This window comes from Hyunsoonleella sp. J2K-J805, from assembly GCF_057167125.1.
Genome location: NZ_CM169901.1, coordinates 132,553 through 152,241, shown reverse-complemented (window position 1 = coordinate 152,241; position 19,689 = coordinate 132,553). Strand labels below are relative to the sequence as shown.

Below are 19,689 nucleotides of genomic sequence, written 5' to 3'. Positions count from 1 at the left end.
AACCTCATTTTTTATATAAAACTTCTAAAATTATACAAAAACATGTTGATTATAACTAATTGATTTTCATATATTTGCTATTTGTTAATGCATTTAATCGATTATATTTGTATTTCATAGAGTAATAATTTATATTTGAGGCTTATATAATTAGTCCCAAGCTAAATTTAACCTCTTATGAAAAAAATTACATTTTATGGTACTCTATGTACTTATATTTTAGTTATTTTATTTTCAATTCAGCCATTATTTTCATCAACTATAAATCCTAATTCTTTTGCAAATAATTATGATGACGATATGTTTGCATGCACGGGTGTTGTTGTTAATTCATTTCCTTACGCAGAAAGTTTTGAATCTGGCTTGGGAAACTGGACTCAAGGCGCAGGTGATGATGGAGATTGGATACAGCAATCTGGCGGTACTCCCTCGGGAGCTACTGGTCCATCACAAGCTAGTAATGGAACTTCTTATTTTTATCTTGAATCTTCTGATCCCTTAATTGTTGGAGGTGCTGCTATTGGTTTTAACGCCACCAGTTATCTAAGAAGTCCTTGCTTAGATTTTACATCAGAAACAAATGCATATATTTCATTTGACTATCACATGTATGGAGCTAATATGGGAACCCTTAGTTTGGAAGTGAGTGATGATTCAGGTGCTAATTGGACATCAGTATTTTCAATTTCAGGTCAACAACAAAGTTCAGAAACAAGACCCTGGAGAAAACAAATAGTAGATTTGTCTGCATATTCTGGCACTAATATCAATGTGCGCTTTGTTGGTCTAACTGGTCCTGGTTTTCAGAGTGACATAGCTATAGATAATGTCGTAGTTACTAACCAACCACAATATTGTGGTTCTTCTGCTATTTACAATCCATCTTGTATTAGAAGAGTCGCTTTCAACACCTTAGATAATAATACTCCTATAGAAACGGTTAGTTATAGCGACTTTACAGCTTTATCAACAGATGTTACGATAGGAGATACTCATGGATTAACTGTTCAAATAAATACGAATGGAAATTTTGCTTTTGGGGGGTACGCATGGATAGATTGGAATCAAGATTTTGTATTTGATAATGCGACCGAACGTTATGATTTGGGAACAAACGCAAATGTTACTAATGGAGCATTTTCTAACTCTCCCGTAAACATTACTGTCCCTGCTGCAGCAGTAATAGGAACAACAAGGATGCGTATTTCTAGTAGGTATAATGCATACCCTGGTAGCTCATGTGATGAAGACAACAATTTCTTTGGCGAGGTTGAAGATTACACTATAAATGTGATCCCAAACGCAGGCCCAGAGATAAACATTCAGGGTAATGGTAACGACATCGCTGATGGAGATGTAACTCCAGTTGCTATAGATGATACAGAATTTGGATCTATTGCAAACGCAACAACTTTAGATCACACTTTTACTATTCAAAATACAGGAACAACAACCTTAAATTTAACTGGAGCACCAATTGTAACTATTAGCGGTAATCCTGCTTTTAGTATTCAAACTCAACCAAGTGCAAACTCCATTATTAGCGGTGGAGGCGATCTTACGTTTGTAGTTAGATTCGCTCCTACTGTTGATATTACTAATGCTCAAGCCACGATATCTATCGATAATAATGATAGTGATGAAAACCCATATACGTTTTTAATACAAGGGTCGTCTTTTACACCAGATCCAGAAATAAACATACAAGGTAATGGCAACAACATCGTAGATGGTGATACAACACCAGCAGTGGCAGACGATACAGACTTTGGCAATGTAGATACACCAGGTATGACATCAGACTCACATACCTTTACTATTCAAAATACTGGCGCAGGAACTCTTAATTTAACTGGAGGGCCGTTAGTTAGTATTTCTGGAGCACATGCAGGAGATTTTACGGTTTCAACTGCGCCACCTAGTAGTGTTGCACCTTCAGGAAGCGTAACGTTTGTAATAACTTTTAATCCTAGTGCAACCGGTTTAAGAACTGCTACTGTAAGTATTGCTAATGATGATAGCGATGAAAACCCATACAATTTCAATATTCAAGGTACGGGAATAAGTAATCAAAGAGAAATAAATATTACTGGTAATGGAATAAATATTGTGGATGGAGACACAACGCCTTCTGCTACAGATGATACTGATTTTGGTAGTATTCTAGTAACAAGTGGCAACAACGCTAATATTTTTACAATAGAAAATTTAGGAGCAGCACAAACATTAACTTTAAGCGGTGGATCTCCCTATGTTACAATTACTGGAGCTCATGCTGCAGATTTCACACTAACAACTATTCCTGTTTCTCCAATTTCTGCTAGTAGTAGCACTACTTTCGAAATCACATTCGACCCAAGTGCTCTTGGACTGAGAACAGCAACAGTAAGTATTGGTAGTAACGACAGTGATGAGAACCCATATACTTTTGACATTCAAGGTACAGGTATTAGTGGCCCACCAACCTATACCATTTATTATGAGAACTTTGATAATAACAATGGCGGGTGGACGATGACAAATACCGGCTCTGGATCAACATGGGCTTATGGAACAGAGGGAACAGAAGCAGGCGAAGGAAATTATTGGTACACCAATAGTTACAACAACTATTCAAATAATAGTGCTACTTATGCTATTAGTCCTGTTATTGATCTAACTGGGTTTTACAATCTGGAATTTCAAATAGATGTCCGTTACCTTACGGACAGCAATGACGGTGCCTATGTTGAATACTCAACCAATGGTACCACTTGGACTGTTTTAGGAACTGTAGGTGATGGAAACGAATGGTACAATTCAGCAAGTGTAAATGCCTTAGGAAGTGTAAATGGATGGAGTGGCAGTAATGGAGGAACTATTACTGCTGGTTGGAATAATTCGATTGCAGCGAGTATTGACCTACCTACGGCTTTAGATAATCAATCAACGGTTCAGTTCAGAGTATATTTTGCATCACAAACCTCCAATGGAGATGGTGTGAAGTTTGATAATATTTTTATTAAAGGAGATCCTTACACGCCATTTACAACCCCTACCTATGGGCCTGGTGGGGTAACTAATAACTTAACGTTATGGTTAAAAGCAGATTCAGAGATTGGAACTGCAACCAATGGTACAGACATTACTACTTGGTCTGATCAAGCAATCGATAATGACGCTATTAGCGTTACCACTAATAGCCCTGAGTTTTATAATAGCGCAGCAAATAACATGAACTTTAACCCTTATATAGATTTTGTTAAAGCTAACCAAGATGTAATGAAAGGTAAAGGCGGATATTATGCTAAAGACTATTACATAGTAGTGCAAACTGATGGCGTGATAGATGATCAACTAGCTAATACCCAAGCTCCTATTTCAGGTAGATTTGCATGGGAAACTATGCATAGTGATGGTAGTGGTCTATATTTTGGAGCCGGTTCGCAACGCTTCAGTAATTATAACTCCATGGTAAATCATATGGTAAGTACGACTCCTGGGGCATTAACTGGTGGTTTGGAACCCAACGGAGGTTACGGAAGAACATACTCTAGTGCTACAGACTCTTATGACAACGAAGTTATAGTTTTTAATATTAAAACTAATGCTACAAATACATCAACAGAAATTTACAAGAATGGTATTAGAATAGACAATGCTAATGGAGAAACCTCTTCAACATTTGAAACTTTACCATTCAACGAATTTCTAAATTCATATTTCTGCCTAGGAAGTGGTAGAATTTCAATCAATGGCCACTCCTTTGACACATTCTTTGATGGAAAAATAGCAGAAGTTTTGAGCTATTCTCAACAAAACTCTACAACAGACCAACATAAGGTATTATCTGCACTTTGTTTAAAATATGGAATTACACTTCATGATACTGGAAGTACTACTGCTGTCAATTTAAATGATAGAGATTATATTGATTCTCAAAATACTATAATTTGGGATACTAGTGCTAATAGTGGTTACAATTATGATGTTGCAGGTATTGGTAGAGATGACGCTTCAGAATTAACACAAAAACAATCGAGTAGTATCAATGATGCTGCCGATGGCTTTGGACCGATTGAAGGTGTATTAACCATAGGATTATCTGATATTTATGACACCAATAATGATAATATAACTAGTAACCCTACCAACTTTAATGATAGAGAATTTTTAATGTGGGGGGACAATGGTGCTAATCTTAACCTTACTACAGTTACTGTGAATGTAGATATGAGTTCTGGTATCCCGGGGTTAAGTACAATGGTCACATTTGACAGAATTAACCGTATATGGAAAGTTGTAGAAACTGGTGGAGACATACCATCTTGTAAAGTAAGCATTCCTCAGAGTGCTATTAGAAATATCACGCCTCCTGGGAATTATTATATGTTTATCTCAGATACAGGTGCATTTGACCCTACTGCAGATTATAGAGTAATGACTCCTGATGGTAGCGGAAACCTTGAAACAGACTATAACTTTAACGGCACAAAATACATCACTTTTGGATATGCTGAACAAGTTGTGAGAGAGAGATCAGTGTATTTTGATGGTGTTGTGGATTATATAGACATGGAGAACAACTTAGATCTGAACACTACCGAATATACCTTATCTGCTTGGATTAAAAGGGACACAGGGACTACAAATGCTTCAATTCTTTCAAAAAGAAACGCTGCAAATACAGAGGGATATGATTTAAGAATTAATGGTGCAGGTAGATTAGCATTTACAGTAAATGGAGCAGCAGCAATGGTAACTTCATCTGTAGCAATACCAGAAAACAGATGGCACCATGTATCGGTAATTTATACTGGTGGTACAGCAACCATTTATATTGATGGTGTCGAAGATACATCAGCTGCATTACCAGCTCCAGTGGCAACATCGCAAAAATTCTTGGTGGCAGCAGCAGATGGTTTTGACCCTAACACGACCGATTACTTTGCAGGAAACATTGATGAGGTAAGGGTTTGGAATACCGCACTTTCTGTGGACCAATTAAGATATGTAATGAACCAAGAAATTATGGATGATGGCACCTTATCATTAGAATATGGAGACGTTATTCCTACTACTATTTCAAAATGTGAAATAAGTAGCATCCCTTGGACTGATCTAGCAGGATATTACCCTATGTCTGTTTATACCTATACGAATACAGATGATATGTCTGGAAACAATATACAGGGTGCTTTAAGAAATTTAAATACGGTGGATTTCCAAACCGCCCCACTTCCATACCAAACTCAAGGAGCTGGGTCATGGGATGCGGCTGGAACCTGGTTAAACAATTCTGTGATTAATCTTCCAAACGCTCTATCAATAGTTGATGGTGTTACTCCTATAGACTGGAACATTGTTGAAATTAACCATGACACCTATCTTGGCGCTTCACCTACAGCAGCCAGAACTAGAGATTGTTCCGTACAAGCTTTAATCATAAATAGTGGTGACCTTCAAGTAAATGGAGATACAGCTGCAAATGAAGGAATAGGTTTAACGGTAACCCATTATTTAAAAATTGATGGAACACTTGATTTAGAGGGAGAATCACAATTAGTACAAATAGACAGAAGTGATTTTGATGCCGCAAGCACGGGAACACTAGAACGCGATCAACAAGGGGTTGCAAGTACATACATCTACAATTATTGGAGCTCGCCTGTATCAACCACAAGCAATGCAGATTATACTGTAGCAGATGTATTTAACAATGTTGGTTTCCTTACATCTGGATATAATGGAACCGCAACACCATCAGTACAGAACTCTGATTATTGGATTTGGACCTACACCAATTTACCAGATGATGACTACTCACAATGGCAACATGCCAGAAGTACAACTCCTATTTCAGTTGGTGAAGGGTTTACCATGAAAGGTCCTGGTGTAGCTACTCCAGAACAAGATTATGAGTTTGTAGGCCAACCAAATAATGGAGATTTTAGTTTACCAATAACTGTTGATAACGATTATTTAATTGGAAACCCATACCCTTCTGCCATTGATGCTGACGAATTTATTCGAGATAATTTGAGCACCCTTGAAGGGGCGGCAGGCGGAAGAAACCCGTCAGGAAACGTGATAAATGGCGCATTATATTTCTGGGATCATTTCTCTGATAATACTCACAATTTAGGTGAGTATCAAGGGGGATATGCCATTTACAACCTATCTGGTGGTACTGTAGCTATAGCTGATGACGCAAGAATTAATGCTACCTATGTAACAGGAACTAAAGTGCCAGAAAGGTTTATTCCTGTAGGACAAGGATTCTTTGTCTCGGCAGTAAACGACCCACTTTTAACAGGTTTAACAAATCCTATTGTCGGTGGTAACGTGTTAATCAGAAATAGCCAAAGGGTATTCCAAAAAGAGGCTGTAACCGGAACAAATACCGGATCAGTATTTATGAAAGGTAAAAATGGCTCGAAATCTTCAGCTATGAACAATTCAAACTTAAAAGAAGAAGATACTAGACAAAAAATACGATTAATGTACGACTCCCCTGGCGGATATCACAGAGAGCTGTTAGTTACGGCGGATGAAAACACTTCAAACGGCTTTGATATGGGATATGATGCTTTAAATATTGAAGACAACATAGACGATATGACATGGAAACAAGAAGGTGTTTCTCTGATAATTCAAGGTGTGAACAATTTTGACGAAGGTCAAGTATTACCTTTAATCGTAAAAACACATGAAACTGGTATTGCTACTATAAGTATAAGTAAACTACATCATGTAGATAGCAATAAAAACATCTATTTACACGATAAAGACTTAAGCATATACCATGATTTAACTGAGAGTGATTATTCTTTTAATTTACAAGCAGGAGAATACAAAGACAGGTTTGAAATAACGTTTAGCAATAGTGCTCTATTAAATACAGATGACTTAGCGCTTGACAATATTGAGATTAGTTACCTGAACGACAATAATACTTTGGTTATTAAAAATCCTCAACAACTTTCTGTAAATAATATTGAAATTTTCAACTTATTGAGTCAGTCTATAAAAGCCTTTGAGGATAGTTCAAACGATAACTTGATCGAACATAAAATAGATAACATCTCAACAGGAGTATATCTAGTTAAAGTTAAATTGGATGAAGATAAGTTCCTATCACAAAAAATTATAATTGAATAAATTATAATATGACTTTTTTTGTTTTGATCATAAATTATTAATGAACCCATATTTTTTGAATACCGAAGCTATAACAATAAATTACATTTCGTCGATATTATATGCTTTTTATCGTGTTTTTAATAAATAAATACCTATATTAGCCAAGTATAAGATGCTTAACCTATCTTATATTTAGCCTCAAACTAAATGACTATAACCATGAGGAACATTGCTATTATCACTTTGATGATATTCTCTCTATGCCTATGTTCAAAAACATACGCTCAACTTCATACTACTCCAGAATGTGGCAATAATTTTGTTTTAAATTGGTCCACCTACCCTGAAGCATCTAACGAATATGGATGGCACCCAGGAACCTTTTTAAATACGTTTACTAATGTTGACGATTCAAATGTAGATATAACCATTGCATTTACCGGGGAGATAAACACTCTTGGTTTCTGGGAGGGACAAACGCCTAAAATTGGTAAAAAATCCAGTTACTTATATAAAGGTATAGACTTGCTAACAAACGGGTTTTCTGGCGAAGGCATAACCTGTACCATTACATTTAGCAAACCTATATACGCCTTATCTTTTGACATCCATCACATTAACGTATATAATGGCAACGGTGATAAATATACCATCACTGGACAAAATTCAGAAGGTGAAACCATTTATCCTGAGTTTACAAATTCACCTTCCCCGTCATATACAACTGATACATCTACTGGCATTGTAAACGGTGTTTCTAATTTAACTTCTGGTGAAAATCCTATTGTTGGCGTTAACTTCTCAGATGAAAATTACATTACCAGCATCACAATTCTTTGGGAAGATTGTGATACTTGCAATTCCGAAAGTCTTCACGCCACAGGTATAGGCAACTTTAGTTTTTGCACACCACAAACCCTTGATTTTGATGGTATAGATGATTATATAAGTACCCCTGCTTTCTTTGGAGGCGAGCAAGAACTAACCATGATGTCTTGGATAAAAACGGAGAGCGATTCACAAGAAAGTGAAATCATGGGGCAACGGAATTTTAGACTATTTAAGGATAATAATAAACTAAGAGCTTTCATAAAAAATAATACCGGACATGAAATAGTTTCCCCAGATATTGAGGAAGCGACCATTGAAAATAATATTTGGCAACATGTAGGATTGATTTACGATGGACATTCTGGAAACGTTCAATTGTATTTAAACGGCAACGCTATTTGGAACTATTCGGACGATTCACTAGTGAATACTTCAATTAACAACAATACGAATTGGAATGATGATTTTGACTTTGAAATAGGTAGAAATTCTGAAAATAAAAGCAACTATTTTAACGGATCAATAGATGAAGTCAGAGTTTACAATAAAACATTAACGATTGAGCAATTACATCAACAAATAAATCAAGAAATAGAAGAAAACAACGGAAGCATTAGAGGTACTGTAATTCCAAAAAATATAGATGACTTGTTATGGGAAAATTTATTGCTCTATTTCAAAATGGATATTTTGCACACTGGACATACCCCTGATAGCTCAGTAAACAAAAGAGATGGTACGCTACACCATATGACCACATCTCAAGATAACACTGCCCCTCTACCCTATATCTCAAGTACAACAAGCAATGGAAACTGGAATGATGCAAACAGCTGGATACACGGTAATGTTTGGGATATACATGGCACCTCTCCGGAGCATGCAATTATTGAATTGCATGGCAATTTAAACATTAATGAAAATATACACACAACAGGATTGATTGTTAACCAAGGAAAAAACCTTACCATAAACAATAATGCGGGCTTGTTCAACTCATGGTATATAAAACTAGATGGCGCCTTAAAGCTTAAAAATGGTGCTCAGCTAATACAAAACGAGGGCAGCACACTTGATGTAACCAGTAATGGCGTAGTAGAAAAAGATATAAAAGGCACTGCAGATAGGTATACCTATAATTACTGGGCATCTCCTGTTAGCAAACAAAATAGCGCTACCAATAACTCGAATTTTACCGTTGTGGATGTGTTTGATGGCATAGAGTTCTTAACCAATGGATACGATGGTTCTGAAGTTCCTTTAGGTATTGCGGATTATTGGATTTGGAAATTCAGCAATAAACTAAGTGATGATTATGCTTCATGGCAACATGTAAGAAGTACTGGCGAAATTACCCCTGGAGAGGGATTCACCATGAAAGGTCCAGGAACGGGTACTATTGATGACGAACAAGAATACATCTTAAAAGGAAAACCTAATAATGGAGATATAAATTTAACCGTAAACTCAGGAAATGATTATTTAATTGGCAACCCCTATCCCTCAGCAATGGATGCTGTTAAATTTCTTTTGGACAATAAAGCAGAAATATCAGGCTTAGGAGCTACAAATGGTACGTTATACTTTTGGAAACATTGGGGAGGTGGTTCTCACATCGCTAATGATTATCAAGGAGGATATGCTATATTTTCTCTATCAGGGAGTATCCCAGCAGCAACTCAAGGTACTAAAAATACAGAGTTAGCTACAGGTGGAAACCCTATAGAAATACCTAATAGGTATATACCTGTGGGCCAAGGTTTTTACATAACTGCAGAAACTGACGGAACAATAAATTTTAATAATAGTCAGAGAATTTTTTATATTGAAGACAATTCAAGTTCAGGCAAAAATAGTTCACAATATAAGAGTAACATAACCAATGCTAAGGATAGTAGAATGAAACTTAGAATTGGTTTTACCTCTGTAAATACTCTAAGAAGACAACTACTAATCACAGTTGATGAAAATGCCACTTCTGGTATAGATTGGGGATATGATTCAAAATATATAGACACCCAAATTGACGACATGTATTGGCTACTGGATAATAAAAAGTTTTTAATTCAGGGGATTGATGTTATTACAGATGAAACTATGATACCGATAGGTATACATACAGATAAACCAGGCTTAAACAGTATTTCTATTGATGAAATAGAAAATCCAAATGAAAACTTGAATATATACCTTCATGATAAAGACCTAAATCTGTATCATGATTTACAAGAGTCAAAATACGAGACATATCTTGAAGCTGGTGAATATTTAAACAGATTTGAAATTACATTTTCAAAAGCCCACAGCTTAAGTGCAGAAAACGTTGACTCAGTAGATGATTTAGATGTATATTTTTCTAATGAAAAACAGAGCATTGTTATTAACAACTCAGTAGGTAAAATTATAAAATCGGTAGAGATGTTTAATATTCTTGGTCAATCCCTATTCAGTTTAAATACAAATTCTTCCAAAAACCATTTAGAATATAGAGTTCCAAAAAATATCGCGGGAAATTATATTTTAAATATTGAAACAGATTTAGGAAAAGTTACTAAGAAAGTATCAATTCAATAGTATTTAATAGTATTCAATTACATTTGGTTTTCAAGTAACAGGTACATATAATGTATTTTGTCGATATTTTTACGCTTTTCATCGGTTAATTTAAAAATATTATTATATATTTGTAGATAATTTACAGTTAAATTATTTAGCCCAAATCTAAATAACCCCTACTTATGAAAACTACCAAGTACCGTGGTAAACTAGTTTTCCTATTTGTTATGCTTTTCGCATATAAAGCTGTGTGTCAAACCATTGCTAGCTACGATTTCGAAAGTGGACTTCAATCATGGACTAGTGGTGGCTCAGATTCTGGGCTAAACGCTAATTCTATATATGCTAGTGGTGGAAATCAATCAATTTATTCAAAGGATGATGATACATCACAAAATTATTTAACATCACCAAGCCTTAACCTTACTTCCTATAGTTCTATAGATTTCTCATTTTCATTTATTGGAAGAAATCTTGATACTGGTGAAGGATTTATTCTTGAATTTTACGACGGCTCTACTTGGAATACCTTAAAAACCTCTAGTCTTGGTACCGATTTCGCTTCCAATATGGTAAAATATGAATTTTATGCTACGGTAAATAGTGGTTTGGCTAGTAATTCTCGCTTTAGATTTTCAGGGACGGCTGGTAATAATAATGAATATAATTATTTTGATGATATTACAATAAAAGTTTCATCCCCAGAAATAGATATTCAAGGCAACGATATTTCTATTTCAAATGGAGATACAACTCCAATAACCTCAGATGGCACTTCCTTTGGTACTGCAAATTTATCTACGCAAATTACAAGAACATACACGATATACAATAAAGGCGGTGCGAGTTTAAATATTTCTAATATAGCATTATCTAATACAACCGATTTTTCAATTATCTCACCATTTTACACATCTCCAATTGCTGCCTCAACTGGGTATACAACGTTTACTATTCAGTTTAATTCCACATCAATAGGAACAAAAAACTGTACTGTAACAGTAACAAATAATGATTCTAACGAAGGAACATATCAATTTGAAATAGACGCAAGAGCTGAACAAAACTTTTTTGATAGTGATGGTGATTCCATTTTAGATAATGTTGATATTGACGATGACAACGATGGTATTGCAGACAATATAGAAGAATTAGCTTGTAAAACATCTTTAACAGCAACAACGGCAAATTATAAATTCTTAAACGAGACTTTTGGAGAAGGAAATAGAGCAACAATCAATACAACATATGATGCTATTACGACATATTGTTTTGAAGATGGAACAATTGGTGTAGCAACAACTGAATGCCCCTCACTTGGAAATAGGAATCTAAGTGATGGTGAATATGTGGTATATCATAAAGCCGCTGATGGTGATGGGATAAATGACACTCCAATAGATGAAGTTGCTTCTTGGGCAGATCAATATTGGTACACAGGTGAGGATCACACCCCTGGAGATACAAATGGCAGAATGGCCATGTTTAACGCCTCGTACGATCCAGGTACGTTTTACACTGCAACCATTATAGGCGCATTACCAAACGTTCCAATAACATATAGCTTTTGGGTATTGAACTTAGATACAACAACTGCCCCAGGAATAGCAACAAGGTTAAGACCTGATATTCTGGTTGAGTTTAGAGATGTAAACAATAATGTTTTAGCATCTATAACAACTGGAGACATTCCACCTTCAATAAATGGAGATCCAGCTAATAGTTGGCACCAATTTACAGCAGATTTAACATTCAATGTAAGTGAGTTTTATGTTTATTTCATAAACAACGAAGTTGGAGGCGCAGGAAACGATCTTGCCATTGATGATATTACGATATCTCAAACACTTTGTGATAGCGATAGTGATGGGATAGCTGATGTATTTGATTTAGATTCAGATAACGATGGGATTCCTGATGTTGTAGAAGCCGGTTTTGGCAGTTATAGTGAAGGCAGAGCTACTTTAACAAACGTTGGCACATGGGTTGATTCAAATTCAAATGGCATGCATGATTCTGTTGAAGGACATACTCCAGTAAACTCTGATGCTGATGCAACACCAGATTACCTAGATTTAGATAGTGATAATGATTCTGTATTTGATGTAGATGAATCTGGTGCAACTAATATATTAGATTCTAATCATAAAAATGAAGATGGAGATATCACTGGAGATGGTGTTGGCGACGGCACAGACAGTGATAATGTAAGAGAAACCGATATTGATTCTAATGGTATTTTAGAATACTTTTCTGATGGCATATTGGATATATATGATTATTTTGATGGTGGGGCTATGACAACGGCCTATGGAAATTCAAATCAAGGACTAACGGGTTCAGGATGGACTTATTATGTTAAAGATTCAGATAATGATGGTACGCCAGACTATTTAGACGTAACATCTGATGGCGCTACTTATGATATTTCACAAACACTCTACGCCCATTTAGATGGAAATAATGACGGTATAATTGATGACACTAATGATGATGAAGGTGATGGTATTGTAAATTTATTTGATACCGATGATACATTATTTGGATCTCCTAGAGATATTAACGATAAATTACATCTATACTTTGACGGTAGAAATGATTATGCCGAAGAACCTACTTTAATTGACGCTTGGGACGAAGCTACGCTAATGGCTTGGATTAATGCAGATGCATCTTCCTCTGGTTCTCAAATCATAATAGGTCAAGACGAATTCTACATTCAGTTAAATTCAGACAAAACCATAACATCATATGCTGATGGTTATAGTATTTCTGGTTCAACAGCAATAGATACTGGCAAATGGGTGCATGTAGCAACTTCATACAGCTGTGATTGTATAGACGGTGAATTTAAATTATATATCAACGGGGCTGAGGTTGCTAGCACAACAACAAGTTCAGGTGCATTAAATTCTGATACATCTAGCTTCACTCTTGGTCGTCAACCAGATACTCATAATAAATATTTTAAAGGTTTCATGGATGAAATACGAGTTTTTAATAAAGCTTTATCTGCAAATGAAATTCATAAAATGGTGCATCAAGAAATTGAAAATAATGGAGGTGTTATTAGAGGTTCTGTTATACCAAAAGATATTACTGATTTTGTAGATGCTACAACAATTACGCCTTTAAGTTGGTCAAATCTAATACGTTATTATAGATTAGATACTTACAAAGATGATATTATTGATGATCTAACTACATCCGCTGTTGACGTTGGAACAGGAGCTAAAATATTCAATACTAAAATTATCGATAGACAATCAGCGCCTTTACCATATGTAACTACAATGTCTAGTACAGGAAGTTGGAATGATTATAATAACTGGATTAATGGCCATATTTGGGACATTAGCTCTTATACCCCAGAATGCGCTATAGTGCATATATATGGAGATGTAGAAATTTCTAGTGATTTAAATACTATGGGCCTTATTCTGGAACCAGGAAGCAGTTTGCAAGTAAATAATGATTCAGGCATTTTCAACTCATGGTATCTAAAACTTGATGGAAAAATTGACCTTGAAGGCGAATCGCAACTCATACAAACAGAAGATAGTACGCTAGACCCAACAAGTGCTGGAACATTAGAAAAGGACCAGCAGGGAACGGCCGATACCTTTACTTACAACTATTGGTCTTCTCCTGTGGGGAGAACAAATAATTCTACCAACAATAATGATTTTAACGTTACAGATATATTTTCAAACGTCAACTTCCTTTGTTCAGGCTACAATGGCTCTGCATCACCTCTAAGCATTGCAGATTATTGGATTTGGAAATTTAGTAATAGATTGAGCGACAATTATGCATCTTGGCAACACGTAAGGCAATCTGGAACGCTTAAAGTTGGTGAAGGTTTTACCATGAAAGGCCCTGGAAGCGGAGCAATTAGTGATGAACAAAATTATGTACTTAAAGGAAAACCTAATAATGGAGATATAAATCTAAGCATTAGTGCAGGCAACGACTATTTGGTAGGCAACCCATACCCTTCCGCTATAGATGCAGAACAGTTTATACTAGACAACGGTGCAACTATAGCTGGTGCAGGTTCAACAACTGGAACATTGTATTTCTGGGAACACTGGGGTGGTGGCTCTCATGTAGCGAACGAATATCAAGGAGGTTATGCCACCTATTCTTTAGCTGGTGGTGTTCCGGCTGCAGCCATTGGCACTTCAGACCCTGACGTGTCTTCTGGAGGAACACCTACAAAAATTCCCGGAAGGTATATTCCTGTAGGTCAAGGGTTTTTCGTGACCGCAGAAACTGGTGGTACCATTAAATTTAATAATGCACAACGTATATTTCAAGTTGAGGATGGTTCTAGCTCTTTATTTCTGAAGGGTGAAAACTCAAAAAAATCAAGTAAAAACAATATCTCAAAAGGGACTGATAACAGAATGAAGCTTAGAATTGGTTTTAACTCTGTTAATGCGTTGAGAAGACAATTATTAATTACCGCTGATAAAAATGCATCTACTGCTATAGATTGGGGATACGATTCCAAATATATTGATACACAAGTGGATGATATGTATTGGATAATTAACGACGAAAAATTTGTAATCCAAGCAATAGACACCATTACAGATAAAACCATAATCTCATTAGGAATACATACCAAAACTGCGGGTATTAATAGTATTATTATTGATGAATTACAAAACATTCCAAATGATCTCAATATATTTGTGCATGACAAGGATTTAGAGGTTTATCATGATTTAAGAAGCTCTAAATATGAAACAAACTTACCAGCAGGAACGCATCTAGGGCGGTTTGAAATTACTTTCTCAAAATCGCAGACACTTAGCAGTACGGAGTTTGAAACAACCAACACTATTGAAGTTTTGTTTGCGAACGAAAAACAGAGCATTATAATTAATAATCCTCAATCAAAATTTATCAAAAATGTTGAAATGTTCAATATTCTTGGGCAATCTTTATTCAAATTACAAGCTAATTCCAATAAACATCATTTAGAATACAAGGTCCCTAAAAATATTTCAGGGAATTATATAATCAAAATTGAGACAAACGTAGGAGAAATTTCAAAAAAGGTATTAATCAACTAAAATATAAAATCATCAATTGCCATAAGTCTATTTATACGAACAGCTAAAGTAAGAATAGTGATTAGCAAAAATTAAACCCAATCAATAATTACTCTAACCTACCAACCACCCCTAATAGAGTAAGCAAAACTATTAATTATGAAAAAAATAGTGCTTATCCTCAATTACGCCCTTCTATTTTACACTTTAGGTGTTTGGGGTCAATCTCCGGGTAACGTGAGTTCTAATCTACAACTTTGGTTAAAAGCAGATCAAGGGACTTCCTTAACGGGGACAGATGTAGATTCATGGAATGATCAATCTACTAATGCCTTTCTAGGAACTTCTCAAGGAGGATCTGACGCAGAATATGTGCCTACAGGCCTTAACTTTAATCCCGTAGTACGATTTTTTGGCAACTCTTTTTATAGCTATGGCAACCCTGCTGTACTAGATATAAATCCTCACACAGAGGAAATGACCATAATAACCATGGTAGTTCCTGGTGGTTCAACAACTGGTGCCGTGATTGCCAAAGGTGATAGTGGAAATAACCGTAATTACCAAGTATGGTTTGGTACAACGGATAGAGTATTACACCACACACTTGGAAGACAAGGAGGAAATCAAGCAGTACAATGGGGTACAATTTACGCTCTAAACGAACCAAAAATAACTTCGGGAGTTGTATCTGACACAGGAAATTACCTCACTAGGCTTTCTCCATTTGTTAATGGCGTTCCTGATCCTGCCGATAGAAACGATGGCACATATACAGGTGGCAACTCATATATTGATATTTTAGTTGGTGCCAGAAGAAATAGTGGTAATTCTGGTTCTGGATACCGATATAATGGGGACATTGCAGAAATAATACTATATGATAGAGATTTATCCCCTTTAGAAAGACAAAAAGTAGAATCCTATTTAGCTATTAAATATGGTGTAACACTGGGATCAAATGATGCGTATTGGGATACTCCATCGAACACATCCTCCTCATTTGGATATACAGGTACTAGCAATGATTACATCGCCTCTAACGGAAGTATAATATGGGATGGTTCATCAAATGCAGGATATGGTTTTAATGTTTTTGGTATTGCCAGAGATGATGATTCTAATTTATTACAGCAAAAATCTAAAAGTGTGAATATAATTCCTGAGTCTATACTAACTATGGAGGCAGAAACAGGGGCGCTAAGCAGCGATTTAAGTTATTTACTGGCTGGCAACAATGGTGATGATGTTACACTAACAACTTCTGGTCTCCCCATTAGATCCACCAGTGTATTGGAACGAAAATGGAAAGTAAGAGAAAGTACCAACGACCCTGGGATGATAACCTTAGAATTCGATCTTAGTACTTCTCCCATTACCGATACACAAGCTGGGAATTTAGAACTATTTATCGCCAATAATTCTAGTTTTAATAATTATAAAAATATTGGCGGTTCATACGATACCTCTACAAAAGTTTTAACCTTTACTGGTGTAAATTTTAACGATTCTGACTTTTTTACCCTTGGTACACCTGAAGAATTGATAGACGATTACCATATTGCCTTTGATGGGTCTAATGATTATCTAGAAGATAGCTCTAACATTCTTAGTGATTTAAATAACTTTACGCTAAGTTTTTGGCTTAAACCAAATAACCTTCCATTGACAGATGAAGATTTTGTTGTTGGTCAAGCTGAATATATTGATGTTAGACTAAACCAAACCTCAATTAATTTCAATATTTTCTCAAACCTTGGACTAAGCACTACTGTAAGTAGGCCAATATCCACATTAAATTGGGTTCATTATACACTTGTTGCAAATAAAATAGCCAGAACCGTAGCAATTTATGAAAATGGTGAATTAGTAAGCGACAGCAACTATTTATTCTCTTGGGGCACTAACACCAACCCTTTAAGAATTGGCTCAACATCTGGATTAAGCGTTGTTGGCACCATAAACAACCTGGATGCGCTTTTAGATGAATTAAGACTGTTCAACTTTGAACTATCCGAAGAGCAAATTCAACAAATGGTATATCAAGAAATTGAAAATAACTCAGGCAATATTAAAGGTAAAATTATACCCTATGATATTGGAACCACTTCTACATGCTCTACTATTCCTTGGAATAGTTTAATCTCATATTATGACATGTCACATATTAGAGGCAACTGTTTAATCAACCAATCACAATCGGTAAACAATGCGGTTTTATATAATATTTTAAATAGTGCTATAGAAACACAAACTGCACCAATGCCCTATGTTACAAATTCTAGCGGTAATTGGAGTTCTCAATCAACATGGGTTCATGGTAACGTATGGGACATTGAGGATGAAGCAAATAATAAAGACTGGGTTATTGTAAATTTAAGCAACGATCATACTATTACAGCCCAGAACCATCATAAAACCTTAGGCTTGATAATTAATAATAATGCCAAAATGATACTTGATACCAATTTAGAGCTAACTAACACATGGTATCTAAAACTAGATGGCAAGATAGACTTAGAAGGCGATTCGCAACTGGTACAAACCGAAGATAGCACTTTAGAGCCTACAAGTGCCGGAACTTTAGAAAAGGATCAACAAGGAACATCGGATACCTTTACATATAATTATTGGTCTTCTCCTGTAGGCAGAAGCAACAACTCCACCAATAATAATAATTATAACGTAACCGATATATTTACAAACGTCAACTTTTTAAGCTCAGGTTATAATGGAACCGCTTCGCCTTTGGGTATTGCAGATTATTGGATTTGGAAATTCAGTAACAGGCTTAGTGACAATTATGCGTCTTGGCAGCATGTAAGGCAATCTGGTATGCTTCAAGTTGGTGAGGGCTTTACCATGAAAGGCCCAGGAAGTGGAGGGATTAGTGACGATCAAAATTACGTCCTTGAAGGCAAGCCCAATAATGGTGATATAGATTTGAACATAAGTGCAGGTAACGATTATTTGGTAGGTAACCCTTATCCATCTGCAATAGATGCCGAACAATTTATTCTAGACAATGGAGCTACAATAGCGGGTACTGGCTCAACTACGGGCACCTTGTATTTCTGGGAACACTGGGGTGGCGGCTCACATATAGCCGACCAATACCAAGGTGGTTATGCTACTTATTCCCTAGCAGGTGGCGTACCAGCTGCTGCTATAGGCACAACAGATCCTGATGTGGCCTTAGGAGGAACACCTACCAAAATACCAGGAAGATATATTCCTGTGGGACAGGGATTCTTTGTTACCGCAGAAACCGGAGGAACCATACGGTTTAATAACGGACAACGTGTTTTTCAAGTGGAAGATGGCTCTAACTCTTTGTTTGTAAAAAGCAATAACTCAAAGAAATTAGGTAAGGATATAGTTTCTAAAAAAGAAGACACAAGAATGAAACTAAGATTCGGGTTCAATTCTACAAACAGCTTAAGAAGACAGTTATTGATTACTGTTGACAAAAACGCCACAAATGGTGTAGATTGGGGATACGATTCGAAATATATTGATACACAAGTGGATGACATGTACTGGATAATTAACAATGAAAAGTTTGTGATTCAGGCTATTGACACCATTACAAGTGAAAGTGTCATCCCGTTAGGCATTCATGTGAACAAGGCTGGACTTAACAACATCACTATTGATAAATCAGAGAATGTAGCCGATAACTTAGATATATACTTATATGATAAAGAACTAGATCTGTATCACGACCTTAGAGTTTCTAAATATGAGATAAGTTTTCCTGCTGGTGAGCACTTAAACCGATTTGAGATTACATTCTCAAAATCACAAATATTAAGTAATGATGATTTTGAAAACGTAAAACTAATAGAAGTATTCTTTTCAAATGAAAAAGGAAGCATCGTTATCGATAATCCAAAGTCCCATCTTGTGCAAAGTGTAGAAATGTTTAATATACTTGGACAATCATTGTTCCGCCTACAACCAAATTCGAGTAATACAAATATTGAATACAAAGTACCTAAAAATATTGCTGGAAACTATATCATAAAGTTAGAAACTGAATTAGGTAAATTATCTAAAAAAGTATCCATACAATAGTTATTTGAGTTAGTCACTTTATCGCAAATCTACTATTTCA

Annotated in this window: 4 protein-coding genes; all 4 read left to right on the top strand. The window is 35.8% G+C overall.

Features of this window, described 5'->3' with window-relative positions; all coding sequences use genetic code 11:
- The first annotated feature begins 177 nt into the window (after positions 1-177).
- Positions 178-7,140, top strand: coding sequence for a choice-of-anchor D domain-containing protein (locus AC1B0Z_RS00595; RefSeq protein WP_483793542.1), 6,963 nt, complete (start codon positions 178-180; stop codon positions 7,138-7,140).
- Between the two features lie 201 nt (positions 7,141-7,341).
- On the top strand, positions 7,342-10,527 hold the full coding sequence (locus tag AC1B0Z_RS00590; protein WP_483793541.1) for a LamG-like jellyroll fold domain-containing protein: 3,186 nt from the start codon (positions 7,342-7,344) through the stop codon (positions 10,525-10,527).
- Between the two features lie 164 nt (positions 10,528-10,691).
- Positions 10,692-15,593: a LamG-like jellyroll fold domain-containing protein gene (locus tag AC1B0Z_RS00585; RefSeq protein WP_483793539.1), complete on the top strand. Its 4,902-nt coding sequence runs from the start codon at positions 10,692-10,694 to the stop codon at positions 15,591-15,593.
- 138 nt (positions 15,594-15,731) lie between these two features.
- Positions 15,732-19,649 (top strand): DUF8202 domain-containing protein, encoded by a 3,918-nt coding sequence (locus AC1B0Z_RS00580; protein WP_483793538.1) that lies wholly within the window; start codon positions 15,732-15,734, stop codon positions 19,647-19,649.
- The last annotated feature ends 40 nt before the right edge of the window (positions 19,650-19,689 follow it).